13 protein-coding genes are annotated in these 16,272 nt (G+C 60.4%); 10 read left to right on the forward strand and 3 right to left on the reverse strand.

What is annotated here, in order from left to right; genetic code table 11:
* Positions 1-95: 95 nt before the first annotated feature.
* The 7 genes from JZX88_RS08215 (at position 96) to JZX88_RS08245 (ending at position 7,839) form a co-directional block, all read left to right on the forward strand.
* Positions 96-1,307 carry a pyrophosphate--fructose-6-phosphate 1-phosphotransferase gene (locus tag JZX88_RS08215; RefSeq protein ID WP_110760246.1) on the forward strand — a complete coding sequence of 404 codons (1,212 nt, stop codon included), beginning with the start codon at positions 96-98 and terminating at the stop codon, positions 1,305-1,307.
* Positions 1,308-1,359: 52 nt separating this feature from the next.
* Positions 1,360-1,995 (forward strand): LysE family translocator, encoded by a 636-nt coding sequence (locus tag JZX88_RS08220; protein ID WP_206913238.1) that lies wholly within the window; start codon positions 1,360-1,362, stop codon positions 1,993-1,995.
* Between the two features lie 124 nt (positions 1,996-2,119).
* Positions 2,120-3,193 (forward strand): lytic transglycosylase domain-containing protein, encoded by a 1,074-nt coding sequence (locus tag JZX88_RS08225; protein WP_206913239.1) that lies wholly within the window; start codon positions 2,120-2,122, stop codon positions 3,191-3,193.
* Positions 3,194-3,496: 303 nt separating this feature from the next.
* A complete protein-coding gene (locus JZX88_RS08230) occupies positions 3,497-4,747 on the forward strand; it encodes a DUF3419 family protein (protein ID WP_065113781.1) in 1,251 nt (416 codons plus the stop codon).
* The gene (locus JZX88_RS08235) at positions 4,744-5,460 is read left to right on the forward strand and encodes a class I SAM-dependent methyltransferase (protein ID WP_161991708.1); all 717 of its coding nucleotides are present in this window, start codon (positions 4,744-4,746) and stop codon (positions 5,458-5,460) included. Before JZX88_RS08230 ends, JZX88_RS08235 begins: the two co-directional genes overlap by 4 nt.
* Positions 5,461-5,709: 249 nt before the next feature.
* The gene (locus JZX88_RS08240; protein WP_206913240.1) at positions 5,710-6,489 is read left to right on the forward strand and encodes a GH25 family lysozyme; all 780 of its coding nucleotides are present in this window, start codon (positions 5,710-5,712) and stop codon (positions 6,487-6,489) included.
* A gap of 123 nt (positions 6,490-6,612) precedes the next feature.
* Positions 6,613-7,839 (forward strand): lytic murein transglycosylase, encoded by a 1,227-nt coding sequence (locus tag JZX88_RS08245; RefSeq protein ID WP_110760169.1) that lies wholly within the window; start codon positions 6,613-6,615, stop codon positions 7,837-7,839.
* 463 nt (positions 7,840-8,302) lie between these two features.
* On the opposite strand, the gene metF is transcribed toward JZX88_RS08245, so the two are convergent.
* From metF to ettA, 3 genes are all read right to left on the reverse strand, one after another.
* Positions 8,303-9,196, reverse strand: coding sequence for a methylenetetrahydrofolate reductase [NAD(P)H] (metF, locus tag JZX88_RS08250; protein WP_206913241.1), 894 nt, complete (start codon positions 9,194-9,196; stop codon positions 8,303-8,305).
* A 1-nt stretch (position 9,197) separates the two neighbouring features.
* A complete protein-coding gene (locus tag JZX88_RS08255) occupies positions 9,198-10,211 on the reverse strand; it encodes a metalloregulator ArsR/SmtB family transcription factor (protein ID WP_065113785.1) in 1,014 nt (337 codons plus the stop codon).
* A 160-nt stretch (positions 10,212-10,371) separates the two neighbouring features.
* Entirely contained in the window at positions 10,372-12,021 is a 1,650-nt protein-coding gene (ettA, locus tag JZX88_RS08260) for an energy-dependent translational throttle protein EttA (RefSeq protein ID WP_065113786.1), read from the reverse strand.
* Between the two features lie 147 nt (positions 12,022-12,168).
* On the opposite strand from ettA, the gene JZX88_RS08265 reads away from it, so the two are divergent.
* The 3 genes from JZX88_RS08265 (at position 12,169) to JZX88_RS08275 (ending at position 16,169) form a co-directional block, all read left to right on the forward strand.
* Entirely contained in the window at positions 12,169-13,149 is a 981-nt protein-coding gene (locus tag JZX88_RS08265) for an alpha/beta fold hydrolase (RefSeq protein WP_206913242.1), read from the forward strand.
* Between the two features lie 168 nt (positions 13,150-13,317).
* Positions 13,318-14,520: a CaiB/BaiF CoA-transferase family protein gene (locus JZX88_RS08270; protein ID WP_206913244.1), complete on the forward strand. Its 1,203-nt coding sequence runs from the start codon at positions 13,318-13,320 to the stop codon at positions 14,518-14,520.
* The gene (locus tag JZX88_RS08275; RefSeq protein WP_206913245.1) at positions 14,517-16,169 is read left to right on the forward strand and encodes a thiamine pyrophosphate-binding protein; all 1,653 of its coding nucleotides are present in this window, start codon (positions 14,517-14,519) and stop codon (positions 16,167-16,169) included. Before JZX88_RS08270 ends, JZX88_RS08275 begins: the two co-directional genes overlap by 4 nt.
* The last annotated feature ends 103 nt before the right edge of the window (positions 16,170-16,272 follow it).

A 16,272-nucleotide genomic window follows, 5' to 3' on the forward strand; every position in this document is an offset into this window, starting at 1 on the left:
GCGTTTTTCTTCATAAATTCACTTTACACCTACACGCGGCTGTCGCATCCATTTGCCAGACATGTCTTTGGGTATACGTGAAAAGGAGAGCCATGATGGCCAAACAGAAAGTCGCAATGCTGACCGCGGGTGGCCTTGCGCCCTGTCTCTCTTCGGCCGTTGGCGGCCTGATCGAGCGCTATAGCGACATCGCGCCTGAAATCGACATCGTGGCCTATCGCTCCGGCTATCAGGGCGTGCTTCTCGGCGACCGTATCGAGATCACGGCGGACATGCGGGAGAAGGCGCATCTCCTGCACCGCTATGGCGGCTCGCCGATCGGCAACAGCCGCGTCAAGCTCACCAACGCCGCCGATTGCGCCAAGCGTGGCCTCGTCAAGGAAGGCGACAATCCGCTGCGCGTCGCCGCCGAACGGCTGGCCGCAGACGGCATCACCATTCTCCACACCATCGGCGGTGACGACACCAACACGACGGCCGCCGACCTCGCCGCCTATCTCGGCGCCAACGGTTACGACCTGACCGTCGTCGGCCTGCCGAAGACGGTGGACAATGACGTTGTACCGATCAAGCAGTCGCTTGGCGCCTGGACGGCTGCCGAAGTCGGCGCCTCCTTCTTCGACAATGTCAGCAACGAACAGAGTGCGGCGCCGAAGACCTTCGTCATCCACGAAGTCATGGGCCGCCATTGCGGCTGGCTGACGGCCGCCACCGCCCGCGCCTATATCCAGAAGACCAGCGGCAATGAATATGTCGAAGGTCTGATGATGAACACGCAGATGAAGAACATCGACGGCATCTATCTGCCGGAAATGGCCTTCGACATCGAAGCGGAAGCCGAGCGTCTGAAAGAGATCATGGACAGGAACGGCTATGTCACCCTGTTCGTGTCGGAAGGTGCGGGCCTCGATTCCATCGTCGCGGAACGCGAAGCGTCCGGCGAAGCTGTCAAGCGCGATGCCTTCGGCCATGTGAAGATCGACACCATCAATGTCGGTGGCTGGTTCCAGAAGCAGTTCGCGAGCCTCATCGGCGCCGAACGCTCCATGGTGCAGAAATCAGGCTATTTCGCCCGTTCCGCCGCCGCCAACGGCGAGGACCTGCGCCTCATCCAGGGCATGGTCGATCTCGCCGTCGAAAGCGCCCTCAACAAGGTTTCCGGCGTTACCGGCCATGACGAAGACCAGAAAGGCAAATTGCGGACCATCGAGTTTCCGCGTATCAAGGGTGGAAAGCATTTCGACCTCTCTGCAAAATGGTTTACCGAAGTGATGGAACACGTCGGTCAGCCGTTCACAGCGGCCTGATTTTACGATAGTCTAAAATAAGACGGCGACAGGGAGGGCAAGGAGGAAGAGAATGTCTGGACAGGCCTGGCTGATTTTTTGTGCAGCATGTGCCGTTGTGTTCGCACTTCCCTCTCCCCTTGTATTCTCTGTTGCCTCCTATGCCGCCATTCGCGGCAGGAAGACGATTTTCGCCTCTGTCAGCGGCGGCGGCCTCGGCATCGTCACGGCCATGACGATTTCAGCCATTCCGGTGGCCGGCCTCACCTATCTGCCGCAAGCCTTCGTTGAAATCGTGCAATGGGCCGGCATTGGCTGGCTCATGCTGTTTTTCCTGTGGACCTTCGCCACGCCCGCCGCCCAGGCAGCCAATGCCGACAACGACAATCTACCCGGCAAATCATGGATCGGCATTTTCAGCGATTGTTACGCCATCGCCGCGCTGCGCCCGCGCTATTTCGCATTCTTTCTGGCGCTGCTGCCACAGTTCGTTTCCACCTCCGGCAACACCGTTGAAACGTTCGCCATGGCGCAGGCTGCAATCCTGCTGCTGGCACTTGCCATGCTGACGGCGCAGGCGCTGTTTGCCGCCTCGACGCTGGCGCTGGTGCGCCGCATGTCGGGCGAGAAAAAAATCAGGCCGAAATACCGTACCCACTTCATTTCCGGCCGTGCCGTCAGCGCCGGATACAGGCGCATTGCGGCCTGAAAAACCAGGAGATTACTCCCGGCTTGCCGCTTTCCTTACAATAGGTTAATGAAGGATCGACGGGACACTGCCTGCTTCGCTCGACGCGGGGGTATCGAAAGACAGGCATAACGAAGGCGGCAACATGCGAAATTCGGGCAAATTCCGCGGAAGAAGGACACTTCTTCTGTCTTCCACCGTGGGCCTGGCACTGGCATTGGCCGGATGCACCAGCATCGAATATACCGCGAAGGAAGGGCCTGACGGCCCGAAGATCGCCACGGTTCACCCCGCCACTTCCGGCCAGCCGGCCGCACAGTCGGCAACGGCAGAGACCCCGGCCGGCGTCGCTCCGGCCGCACAGGCAACGCAGACCGCCGAAGCCTCTTCTCACCCTGCGGAACTTCCGACTGCCGTCGCCGTCAAGGGCGGCCGCGTCGCACTGCCGCCGGCATCCGAAATCGCCGCTGCGGCCGCCATCTCTGCCCAGATGCAACCGCAACAGAACGAGATGGCGCAGGCCACCGTGATGACATCTGCGCCGACCACGGCCGCGGCTCTCGCACCGACAGGCGCCGCTCCGGCCGCAGCCGCGATCGAAACGGCTGACATGGCGGCAAAGTCCGCACCCCACAATGCCGCCGCAGACCTGCCGCAGGTGGTTGCCGTCAAGGGCAGCTTCCCGCCCGCGCCGCCACCGCCCGGTTCACCCTCCATCGGCACCGAACTGACGGCGGAGCGGAAGGTCGTTCCGCTGCCGAAGCCGGACAGCGCGGTTCTGGCCTATGCCGCCGGCCCCACCAATGCCGCCCTTGCCGCCATCCGGCAGAACGAAACGATGACGGCGCCGCTCAGATCGGCGCCAGCCGGACGCGAGAAGCTGAGCGGGCTGATTTCCAAATACGCCACCATGTATGACGTGCCGGAAGATCTGGTACACCGCGTGGTGCAGCGTGAAAGCATGTATAATCCCGGCGCCTATAATGGCGGCCATTTCGGCCTGATGCAGATCAAGCACGCCACGGCCCGCTCCATGGGCTTCGACGGCCCGGCGTCTGGCCTGTTCGATGCCGAAACCAACCTGAAATATGCCGTCAAATACCTGCGCGGCGCATGGCTTGTCGCCGATAACAACCGCGACAACGCGGTCCGCCTTTATGCGCGCGGTTATTATTACGACGCCAAGCGCAAGGGCATGCTGCACGTTCTGCGCAAATAATGGTTTCAGGCTGTTCCGGGAATGCCGTTCAAATAGGAGCGGTCTGCCGGAACGCCCGCCCATAAGCCTCGAAAACAACACCTCCGCCACCCTCGGGCCTGCCCCGGGAACCTGCCATTGCAACGGGCTTTGATTCTTCGGCTCAAAACCGGGGATGGCTTGCATGACGGACCTTGGCCATCAACCCGGGGCACCGTCCGCTTTCCCATCGTCTTTTCGATTCCTGCCTCAGCCCACAGGCCCTGTCATCAAACTGTAGCGTCACGGCTGTAGAGGCCTCTCAATCGACTGAGAGGTGAACATATGACGAGTGCGGCACCCAAGACCGGCTTCAGCAAAAACACGAAACTGAAGTCCGCATTGCTCCAGCACAAGGCACTCTCGAAAAGCGGCCTTTCCGAACGGTTCTTCGGAGTTCTTTTTTCCGGTCTCGTCTACCCTCAAATCTGGGAAGACCCGGAAATCGACATGGAAGCGATGGAGCTTGGCGAAGGTCACCGCATCGTCACCATCGGCTCCGGCGGCTGCAACATGCTGGCCTATCTCTCCCGCAACCCTGCCAGCATCGATGTCGTGGATTTGAACCCGCATCACATCGCCCTCAACAAGCTGAAGCTCGCCGCCTTCCGCCACCTTCCCGCCCATCAGGATGTCGTGCGCCACTTCGGCCGCGCCAATACCCGCAGCAACAGCCATGGCTATGACCGTTTCATCGCCGACCACCTCGACGATACGACCAAGGCCTATTGGTCGAAGCGCACGCTGACCGGCCGCCGCCGCATTTCTGTGTTTGACCGGAATATCTATCGCACCGGTCTGCTCGGCCGTTTCATCGGCGCCGGCCACCTCATGGCCCGCCTGCACGGCGTAAAACTCACCGAAATGGCCAACAGCCGTACACTGGACGAACAGCGCCAGTTCTTCGACAGCAAGGTCGCACCGCTGTTCGACAAGCCGGTGGTGCGCTGGCTGACGAAGCGCAAAAGCTCGCTGTTCGGCCTCGGCATTCCGCCCCGCCAATATGACGAGCTCGCAAGCCTGTCCGCAAACGGCACGGTTGCCGCCGTGCTCAAGGAGAGGCTGGAAAAGCTTGCCTGCAACTTCCCGCTCAGCGACAATTATTTCGCCTGGCAGGCCTTCGCACGCCGTTATCCCGAACCGCATGAGGGTGCCCTGCCCGCCTATCTCAAGCCGGAATATTACGAAACGATCCGCAACAACACCGCCCGCGTCGCCGTGCATCATGCCACCTATACCGAGCTTCTTTCCAAGAAACCGGCAAGCGCCGTCGACCGCTATATCCTGCTCGACGCGCAGGACTGGATGACGGACGCGCAGCTCAACGAATTATGGTCGCAGATCAGCCGCACCGCCGCTGCCGGCGCGCGCGTCATCTTCCGCACCGCCGCCGAAAAAAGCGTCATCGAAGGCCGGCTCTCCACCGACATCCGCAACCAGTGGGTCTACCTCGAAGAGCGCTCGAAAGAGCTGAACGCCATGGACCGCTCGGCCATCTATGGCGGCTTCCATATCTATCAAAGGGCTATGGCATGAAAACCATCGGCGAGAATGTGGGCCTTGCAGACAGCGCGCATGCGGGCCTGATGGACCGCATGTATCGCCATCAGCGGCATATCTACGATATCACCCGCAAATATTACCTGCTCGGCCGCGACAGGACCATTTCCAGTCTCGACGTGCCGAAGGGCGGCACGCTGCTGGAAGTCGGCTGCGGCACCGGCCGCAACTTGCTGCTGGCCAGCCGCAAATTTCCCCAGGCCAGACTGTTCGGCCTTGATATTTCCGCCGAAATGCTGCTGACCGCATCCGAGAATTTTGCCGGCAAGGCAGAGCGTCCGCTTCTGCGCGTGGCCGACGCCACCGCCTTCCGTGCCGCCGAATTCGGTCAGCCCGACGGTTTCGACCGCGTCATGATCCCCTACGCGCTGTCCATGATACCGGACTGGGAAAAGGCGATCGAACAGGCGCTCACGGCCCTGAAACCCGGCGGCTCCCTGCATATCGTCGATTTCGGCCAGCAGGAGCAATTGCCGAAGTGGTTCCGCACTCTTCTGCAGGCATGGCTCACCCGTTTTCACGTCACGCCCCGCGCCAATCTTCGTTACGTTCTGGCCAATATGGCCGGTCGTTTCGATGGCAATCTGGAATTCGAGGAGATCGCCCGCGGTTATGCGTGGCGAGCCGTCATCACGCTTCCCGTGCCCCAGGAGCAACCGAAAATCAGCCGCATCCTGGCCGACGCCTGATTCTCGAAGGGATTTCAGTACCTCAGCCCGCGCAGCGGCAGCGGTGGGCTTTGGGGCGTTTCCTGCGGCGCTGATCGGCCATTGCCGCCACAAAAACGCAAATCGCTTCAAATCCAGTGGCTTGCAGGGCGCAAAAAGGCGTGGTGCCTCTTGCCATAACCGCTTGTTTACCATGTTATGGGTAAATCGGGAGATGCGGCGCGCCATTTTTGCGGCCGTGGGATGGACAACACTTTCTTCAGGGTTCCAATGCGGCTGCGTTTATCGGCACTTTTGTCGGCTTTGCTGTTGATCGGCGGCTGCACATCCACGAGTTATGACCTGCTTGAAACCGCATCCGTTTCCAAGCCGAAATTTTCCGACACCGATCCGCAGGATTTCGGCATGAACAACCCGCACCGTCATGAGGTGCATGGCATCGACGTATCCAAATGGAATGGCGATGTCGACTGGCCGACCGTGCGCAAGTCTGGCGTCTCCTTCGTCTTCATCAAGGCGACGGAGGGATCGGACCGCATCGACCCGAAATTCGGTGACCATTGGCGCAGCGCCGCAGCGGCGAATATCCTGCACGCGCCCTATCATTTCTATTATTTCTGCTCAACCGCCGACGCGCAGGCCGACTGGTTCATCCGCAACGTGCCGAAGGACGCCGTCACCCTGCCGCCGGTTCTCGACGTGGAATGGAACCCGGCCTCGCCCACCTGCAAGATGCGCCCGGCGCCCGGCATCGTTCGCGCCGAGATGCAGCGTTTCCTCGACCGAATCGAGGCGCATTATGGCAAACGCCCGATCATCTATACCTCGGTCGATTTCCACCGCGACAATCTCGTCGGTCAGTTCAAGGACTATCATTTCTGGGTGCGCTCCGTCGCCGCGCATCCGACCAAGATCTATGAAGACCGGCAATGGGCCTTCTGGCAATATACGGCAACCGGCGTCGTGCCCGGCGTGAACGGTCCGACCGATATCAATGTCTTTGCCGGCAGCGAGAAAAACTGGCGTAAATGGGTCGCTTCCGCCAAATAAACACGGCCAAGAAGCAACACATTCAAAAAAACCGCGTTCTCACCTGTCGCCAGACCGCGAGACCCGTTTTTTTGTCGCAAACATATGGGTAAAGCGGGCCTACAACCCATTGAGGAAATTCCCATGTCCACCTTCCGGTCGCGCAGCATCGTTTTTGCCGCCGCTTTGTCGCTTCTTTCCACCGGCTCCGCCTTCGCCACGCCACCCGTGGCCTCGCCTGACGATCCCAAGCAGGTTGCCTGCGGCGGTGATCTCGGCGCCTTCCTTGAAGGCGTAAAGGCCGACGCGCTCGCCAAGGGCATTCCGGCCGACGCGATCCAGAAGGCGCTCGCCGGCGCGCAGGTCGACCCGAAGGTGCTCTCGCGTGACCGCGCGCAGGGTGTGTTCCGCCAGACCTTCCTGGAGTTCTCCCAGCGTACCGTCAGCCAGGCTCGCCTCGATATCGGCCGCAGGAAGCTGCAGGAACTCTCCTCCACCTTCGCCCGCGCCGAAAGTGAATACGGTGTACCGGCCGGCGTCATCGCCGCCTTCTGGGCCATGGAAACCGATTTCGGCGCCGTTCAGGGCGATTTCAACACCCGCAACGCGCTGGTGACCCTCTCGCATGATTGCCGTCGCCCGGAACTTTTCCGTCCGCAGCTGCTGGCGCTGATCGAAATGGTCCAGCACGGCGACCTCGATCCCGCCACCAATACCGGCGCATGGGCGGGCGAAATCGGCCAGGTGCAGATGCTGCCCAAGGACATCATCGCCTTCGGCGTTGATGGAGACGGCGACGGGCATATCAACGTCAAGAGCAGCGCCCCGGATGCCATTCTGACGGCGGCCAAGTTCATCCAGCATCTCGGCTTCAAGAAGGGCGAACCCTGGATTCAGGAAGTGTCCCTGCCGGAAAACCTGCCCTGGGAAAAATCCGGCCTCGGCGGTCCGCTGACCGCCGGTGAATGGTTTGCGCTGGGCGTAACCCCGCGTGACGGCAACAGGAACTTCGCCTCCCTGCCCGCAGCCCTCATCATGCCGCAGGGCCGCAAGGGACCGACCTTCATCACCTATCCGAATTTCAACATCTATCTGGAATGGAACCAGTCGTTCATCTACACGACGTCGGCCGCCTATTTCGCCACCCGCCTGATGGGCTCCCCTGTCTACAACAAGGGCAATCCCGAGCCCGGCTTCGATGACGCGACCATGAAAGAGCTTCAGACCAAGCTTGAGGCGCGCGGACACAATGTCGGCAAGGTGGATGGCATTCTCGGTTCCGGCACCCGCGTCGCCATCCAGAAGGAGCAGCAGCGCCTCGGCATGCCCGCGGATGGCTGGCCGTCGGCCGCGCTTCTGCAGGCGCTTTAAGCAATCTTAACGGCGCTGCCAGGCCTTTAATCTGTGAGCCGGAATCAAGGCGGAAATCGTTAATCTCGACCGGATGACTGGGGATAACACCCCGGTCATTTACTTTTTTTAAACATATGAAGCACTGCGTGATAAGAAAATAATCTTTTATTTTCAATATATTATAGAATTTTCTTTTTTACACCAAGCCAAAGCGTGCTGCACTGCATCACAAAAACCGCTTTTCAACTGCCACAAAACGGTCATATTATCGACCCTGTCAACAACAGGAGGCACCCATGGGACTTACAAAATCTCTCAATGCCTTGGCAGTCGGTTTGGCGTTTTTGTTCGTAGCGATGATGCTTTTCATCTGACGAGACGTGAAGACCAAACGCAGTGAAGAACCGTAGTGACACGAGTTTGAAAAGCGCAGATCCTTAGGGACCTGCGCTTTTTTCCTGCCTGAAATCTGTTGCCTGGATCAGGCGGCGCTGCGGCGCAGACGCTCCAGCCCGAGATTTTCGAGCACGGCGTCGACCAGCGGCGCACGGTTCATGGTATAGAGGTGGAACTCGTTGAAACCACGCCGTTGCAGATCGGCGATCTGCTCGGCCGCAACTTCGGCGGCCACGCGGGCGCGCCCTTCCATATCCTCGTCATAACCCTCAAAACGCTCATCCAGAAAACCGGGAACGCTGGTGCCGCAGCGGCCGGCGAAACGCTTGAGCTGGGCAAGGTTCTGGATAGGCATGATGCCCGGAACCACCGGAATGGTAATGCCCGCCGCTGTCACCCGCTCCATGTAACGCTCGAACACGTCATTATCGAAGAAGAACTGCGTCAGCGCCCGGGTCGCGCCATTGTCCGCCTTGCGCTTCAGCATGTCGATATCAACAGCTTCGCTTGCGCTTTCGGGATGCTTTTCCGGATAGGCCGAAACGGAAATTTCGAAATCGCCGATCTCGCGCAGGCCTCTCACCAATGCGGCGGCATTCTCATACCCTTCGGGATGCGGCTTGTAAGCCGTGCCGATACCGGTCGAGGGGTCGCCGCGCAGCGCCACGAAATGGCGAACGCCGGCATTGCGAAACTCTTCGATGACCTGATGCACGTCGTCACGGCTGGCATCCACGCAGGTCAGATGCGCGGCGGTCGGCAGATGGCTGTCGCCGATCATGCGACGCACCGCATCCAGCGTCGGCGCCTTGGTGGAGCCACCCGCGCCATAGGTCACGGACACGAAATCCGGATTCCACTTCTTCAGCTCGGCAACCGTTTCCCAGAGCTGGGTTTCCATCTCGGGATTCTTGGGCGGGAAAAATTCGAAAGACAACCGGATATCGCCATCACGACGCGCGGTTTCCGACCTCAACATATCATGCCCTCCCGGCAGCAAGTAAAACGGCCTCTTGCACCACATCGTCTGCCATCAGCAGCCGCTGGTCGCGGGCAACCCATATCGTCACGTCGAGAGCTTCGTCGGACGCTTTTTCAGAATGAAGATCGACAGCGCGTTCCAGCGAAAGCCCGGCCTTCTTCAGCCATTCTTCCATCAGCGGATGCGAAAAACCGAGCCGCACATGCGCGTGCTCATCGCGCAGATATTCGAAGGAATGCGGCGCAAGATCGATGACGATCAGCCGCCCACCGGGGCGCAGCATACGTGCGGCCTCGGAAAGCGCGATTTCCGGCTGGTCGAGGAAATGCAGCACCTGATGGATGACGATCAGATCGAAATCCTGTCCCTCCAGCGGCAGGTTGAGAATATCACCATGACGGACGGATGCATTGACCACGCCCGCCTTGTCGAGATTGGCGCGCGCCACCGACAACATATCGCGGCTGGCATCCACACCGATCGCACGGCGATAGATGCCGCTCAGAAGCTGCAGGATACGGCCGGTGCCGGTGCCGAGATCGAGAAGGGAATCGATCGGGGTGGTCCCCACCAGCTTCAGCAACGCGCCTTCCACGGCTTCGTCGCTGACATGCAGACGGCGCAACTCGTCCCAAGCGGATGCGTTGCGGCTGAAATAATCCTGTGCACGTTCTGCCCGCACCCGCTTGACGGTGGCAAGCCGCTCGCTGTCGCGCTGGAGAACCGCGTCGGAGGGCGATGCAGCGGCAAGCAGCTGCCGCACAACGCCGGCAGGCTCGCCATCCTGCCGCAAGCGGAAATAGGCCCATGCGCCTTCCTGATAACGCTCGATCAGCCCCTCTTCCGTCAAAAGCTTGAGGTGACGGGAAATGCGCGGCTGCGACTGGCCGAGGATTTCAGTAAGATCGGTAACCGTCAGATCGCCGGCCGAAAGAAGCGCCAGCAAACGGAAGCGCGTCGGCTCACCCGCCGCCTTCAGGAGATCCACCAATTTGTCCAGACCGAACGCCACTCTGCCGCGCCTCGCAAGCTAATCAAGATATAAAGATATCTTTATGTCGATCTGGCGTTCGATGCAAGCGCAAACTGTAATGCGCCGCCATCAACTCCATTTATTGCACAAGAAAAGGCCCGCTTTGCGGCGGGCCTTTCTGAAGCGGTGTGGAAAAGGATTAGCGCGTCAGGCGCTTGTAGCTCACCCGGCCGGGCTTGATGCTTTCCGGGCCGAGGCGGCGGACCTTGTCCTTTTCATAGTCTTCGAAGTTGCCTTCGAACCATTCCACGTGGCTGTCACCCTCAAAAGCGAGAATGTGGGTGGCCAGACGGTCGAGGAACATGCGGTCGTGGCTGATGATAACGGCGCAACCGGCAAAGGCTTCCAGCGCTTCTTCAAGCGCCGCCAGCGTTTCCGTATCAAGGTCGTTGGTCGGTTCGTCGAGCAGCAGCACGTTGCCGCCGGCCTTCAGCATCTTGGCAAGGTGAACGCGGTTGCGCTGACCGCCGGAGAGATTGCCGACCTTCTGCTGCTGATCGCCGCCCTTGAAGTTGAAGGCGCCGCAATAGGCGCGCGAGTTCACTTCGAACTTGCCGAGCTTGATGATATCGTTGCCGCCGGAGATTTCCTCCCACACGGTCTTGTCACCCGCCAGCGTATCGCGGCTCTGGTCGACATAACCGAGCTGCACCGTTTCACCGACAGTCACCGAACCGCTATCGGGCTGTTCCTGACCGGTGATCATCTTGAACAGCGTGGACTTACCCGCACCGTTCGGGCCGATGACGCCGACGATGCCGCCGGGCGGCAGCTTGAAGGACAGGTTTTCGATCAGCACGCGATCGCCGAAGGACTTCGTCAGATTGTCGGCTTCGATGACGACGCGGCCGAGACGCTCGGCAACCGGAATGACGATCTGCGCATCGCCGGGACGGCGGTTTTCCGCGGCTTCCACCAGCTCGTCATAGGCCTTGATACGCGCCTTGGACTTGGTCTGGCGTGCCTTCGGGCTGGAGGCGATCCACTCGCTTTCGCGACTGATGGCCTTCTGGCGGGAGGCGTCTTCGCGGGCTTCCTGCTGCATGCGCTTGGCTTTCGCCTGCAGGTAAGCGGAGTAGTTGCCTTCGTAAGGAATGCCACGGCCACGGTCGAGCTCGAGAATCCAGCCCGTCACATTGTCGAGGAAGTAGCGGTCGTGGGTGATCATCATCACGGCGCCGGGATAGTCGCGCAGATGCTTTTCCAGCCAGGCGATGGTTTCCGCGTCAAGATGGTTGGTCGGTTCGTCGAGCAGCAGCAGATCCGGCTGCGAAAGCAGCAGACGGCACAGCGCCACACGGCGGCGCTCACCGCCCGAAAGACCTGTTACGGCCGAGTCGCCGGGCGGGCAACGCAGGGCGTCCATGGCCATTTCGACCTGATTTTCCAGATCCCACAGGTTCTGGCTGTCGATCATGTCCTGAAGCTTTGCGCCCTCATCCGCGGTTTCGTCGGAGTAGTTCATCATCAGTTCGTTGTAGCGGTCGACGATGGCCGTCTTGTGCGCCACGCCTTCCATGACGTTTTCCATCACGGTCTTGTTTTCGTCGAGCTTCGGCTCCTGCTCGAGATAACCGAGCGTCGCGCCTTCGGCGAGCCAGGCTTCACCGGTATATTCCTTGTCGAGACCGGCCATGATTTTCAGAACGGTCGACTTACCGGCGCCGTTCGGGCCGAGGATACCGATCTTGGCATCGGGGTAGAAGGAGAGATGAACGTTCTCCAGAACCTTCTTCGCGCCATAGGACTTGTTCAGCCCAGCCATGTGATAGATGAATTGACGTGCCATTGTAGCGAATGCTCCACATCGGATTTTTAAGAGTACGTATCGGGAAATTTGCCGCTATGTAGGGTAAATAGGACCTTGGGGCAACCTCTGGCACGATTATGACCCCATGATTATGACAAGGCACATGATGACACGCTGGGTGCGACGATGAATGAGACGACTGATGACTTCGCCTTCAGCCGGATCGAGAGGCTCGAGGCTCCTTCCGGCGCATCCATCGCCTTTCGCCACCTGCCCTCGGCTGTTTCACCGGCACGGGGCGTGCTGATGATCTGCCACGGTCTGGTGGAACATGCCGGCCGCTACCGCCGTTTTGCCGGTGTCATGGCGAAACAGGGTTTCGAGGTCTATGCCCACGACCATCGCGGCCACGGCCGCACGAAAGCGGCGGACGCACCGATCGGCCGCTTCGCCTGGAAGGATGGCGCGGAAAAGGTCGTCGCCGATGTCATGGCGATGCGCATCATGATCGGCGAGAGACATCCCGGCCTGCCGGTCATCCTGTTCGGCCATTCCATGGGCGGCCTCGTGGCGCTCAACACCGCCGTCAGCAATCCGGATGCCTTCGATGGCCTGTCGATCTGGAATTCCAATCTCAATCCCGGTGTCATGGGCCGCCTCGCGCAGGTGGTGCTGCGGCTTGAAAAAATGCTGAAAGGCTCCGATGTGCCAAGCGCCATCCTGCCGAAAGCAACCTTTCGCGCCTGGAATGCAAAAATGCCGGAAAGGCGCACCCATGCCGACTGGCTGAGCCATGACAGGCTGGCAGTGGACGCCTATGTGCAAGACCCGCTCTGCCAGTTCGAGGCCAGCGTTTCCCTGTGGCAGGACGTTTTCGAACTCTCCTATCGCGCCCCGAAACTAATCGAGCGTCTGCCGAAGACATTGCCCCTTCTGCTGGTCAGCGGCGATCAGGACGCCGCGACCAATGACGGCAGGGAGATCGTCTGGCTCGCAGAGCGGTTTCGGGAGGCAGGTTTCAGCCATGTCGAACACACCATCTACAAGGGCATGCGGCACGAGACGCTGAACGAGATCGGCTGGCAGGCGGTAGCGGCGGATTTCGCCGCCTGGTGCGGCCGCGTCGTGGATGACAGTAAAACGCCCTCCCCGTCATTCCGGCCTTGAGCCGGAATGACGGAATTAGGGGACTCTCAAAACACAACGAATGTCGAAGCTGCCGTGTCAGCCCCAGTTTAGTGCCGTTCCAAAACGGAATAAGTCCATGAGATAAAATCACATGCGGCGGGGCAAGGCGCGGTCTATAACCGGCAGGCACAAAAGACCGGGGGACAGATGACCGACATGCCGAACAGGAAACCGCCACTATCAGGCATTCGCGTCATCGAGCTTGCGCGTGTTCTGGCCGGACCCTGGGCGGGGCAGATGCTGGCCGATATGGGCGCTGACGTCATCAAGGTGGAAAACCCCGAAGGCGGCGACGACACCCGCACATGGGGACCGCCCTTCGTTGAAGGCGCGGAAGGCGAAAACCTCTCCGCCGCCTATTATCACGCCACCAATCGCGGCAAACGCTCCATCATTGCCGATCTGAAGACGCCTGAGGGCTGCGAGCTGGTGCGCCGGCTGGTGCGCACCGCCGATGTCGTCATCGAAAACTTCAAGCGCGGCGGACTTGCCAAATATGGCCTCGATTACGAGAGCCTGAAGGCGCTCAATCCGAAGCTGATCTATTGCTCCATCACCGGCTTCGGCCAGACCGGTCCTTATGCCGATTTCGCCGGTTATGATTATATCGTGCAGGGCATGTCGGGCTTCATGTCAATAACAGGCGAACCGGACGGCCAGCCGATGAAGGCCGGCGTGGCTGTTGCCGATATCTTCACCGGCATCTATTCCGTGACAGCCATTCAGGCCGCGCTGATCCACGCCATACGGTCAGGCGAAGGCCAGCATATCGACATGGCGCTTCTCGATGTGCAGTCGGCCGTGCTCGCCAACCAGAACATGAATTACCTGATCTCCGGCAAGCCGCCCGTCCGGCTCGGCAATGCCCATCCGAATATTTCCCCCTATGAGGTGGTGCCGACGGCCGATGGTTTCCTCATCCTCGCGGTCGGCAATGACGGCCAGTTCCGCCGCCTCTGCAATATCCTCGGCATAGGCGCGATTGCCGATGACGAGCGTTACGCGACGAACAAGGCGCGCGTGGCGCATAAGGTCGAAGTTCGGCAGATCATTTCCACCGAAACGCTGAAATGGCAGAAGCGCGATCTTCTGACCGCCTGCGAAAAGAACGCCGTGCCGGCCGGGCCAATCAACTCCATCGAGGAAATGTTCGCCGATCCGCAGGTTCAGGCACGCGGCCTGCGTGTTGATCTCGAGGCTCAGGATGGCACGGTCATCCCCGGTGTGCGAACACCGATTATCATGTCACAGACGCCGCTGCACTATGAACGCCCGAGCCCGAAGCTCGGCGAACATCAGGCGCAGGTGCTGGCCGAACTGGAAAACATCGAAAGGACCACGACGCCATGAAAAGAACCGGTGGGCAACTGATCGTCGAAGCGCTGAAGGCCAATGGTGTCTCCCGCGTTTCCTGCGTTCCGGGCGAAAGCTATCTGGCGGTGCTGGACGCGCTTTATGAAAGCGGCATCGAAACCGTGGTCTGCCGCCAGGAAGGTGGCGCCGCCATGATGGCCGACACCTGGGGCCGGCTGACGGGTGAACCCGGCATCTGCATGGTGACCCGCGGTCCGGGTGCCACCAACGCCTCGGCCGGCCTGCACATCGCAAGGCAGGATTCCATTCCGATGATCCTGTTCATCGGCCAGGTGCAGCGCGAAGCCCGCGAGCGCGAAGCCTTTCAGGAAGTGGAATATCGCCGCGCCTTCACGGAATTCGCCAAATGGGTGGGTGAGATCGACGACGCTCGCCGCATCCCCGAATTTGTCACCCGCGCCTTCACTGTTGCCACCTCCGGCCGCCCCGGCCCGGTGGTGCTGACGCTGCCCGAAGACATGCTGGTGGAAGAGGTAGAAGCGCCCGAGGCAAAGCCCTACACGCCCGTCGAAGCGCATCCCGGCCCGTCACAGATCGCGGCCTTCGCGAAAATGCTCGGCGAGGCAAAACGGCCGATCTTCATTATCGGCGGCACGCGCTGGTCCGAGGAGAGCGTGGCGAGCTTCAGGGCATTTGCCGAAAACCACAAGCTGCCCGTCGGCTGTTCCTTCCGCCGCCAGATGCTGTTCGATCATCTGAGCCCTTCCTATGCAGGCGATGTCGGCATCGGCATCAACCCGGCGCTGGCAAAGGAGATCAAGGAATCCGATCTCGTGGTCCTGCTCGGCGGCCGCCTCTCCGAAATGCCGTCTTCCGGTTATACGCTGCTCGACATCCCCTACCCGTCGCAGAAACTCATCCATATCTATCCGGAAGCCGAAGAGCTTGGCCGCGTTTACCGTCCTGATCTCGCGATCTGCGCCGCGCCGGATGATTTCGTCGCCGCCCTCTCTTCCATCTCGCTGCCGGCAAACGCCGCATGGGCCGATCGCACGGCCGCCATACACGCGGCTTACCTCAATTGGTCCACCCCACCGCAGACCGGCCCAGGCACTGTGCAGATGGGTCCGATCATGGACTGGATCGAAGCCAATGTGCCTGAGGACGCCATCTTCACCAATGGCGCCGGCAATTATGCCACCTGGGTGCACCGCTTCCACCGCTTCCGCCGCTTCAACACGCAATCGGCGCCAACCTCCGGCTCGATGGGCTACGGCTTACCCGCGGCGGTTGCCGCAAAGCACCTGTTCCCGGAGCGGGAGGTGATCTGCTTTGCCGGTGACGGCTGCTTCATGATGCACGGACAGGAATTCATCACCGCCGTGCGCTACGACCTGCCGATCATCACCGTGCTGGTCAATAACGGCACCTATGGCACGATCCGCATGCATCAGGAACGGGAATATCCCGGCCGCGTGAGCGGCACCGATCTCGTCAACCCGGATTTCAACGCTTTTGCCAAAGCCTATGGCGGCCACGGCGAAACAGTGGAAAGAACGCAAGACTTCGCCGCCGCCTTCGAGCGGGCGCGTGCGAGCGGCAAGCCTGCGATCATCGAGGTGAAGCTGGATCCGGAAGCGATCACGCCAACGCGCACGCTGACACAGATCAGGACAAAAAGCTGACATGACGCATGGACATGCCTCCGGCATGGTGTAAATCCTGACGCTCGCTTGACGTCATCCTCGGGCTTGTCCCGCGGATCCAACCACGTCGCGTTAAATCGAT

The sequence above is a fragment of the Agrobacterium sp. OT33 genome, assembly GCF_017313365.1.
Classification (GTDB): domain Bacteria; phylum Pseudomonadota; class Alphaproteobacteria; order Rhizobiales; family Rhizobiaceae; genus Agrobacterium; species Agrobacterium rhizogenes_A.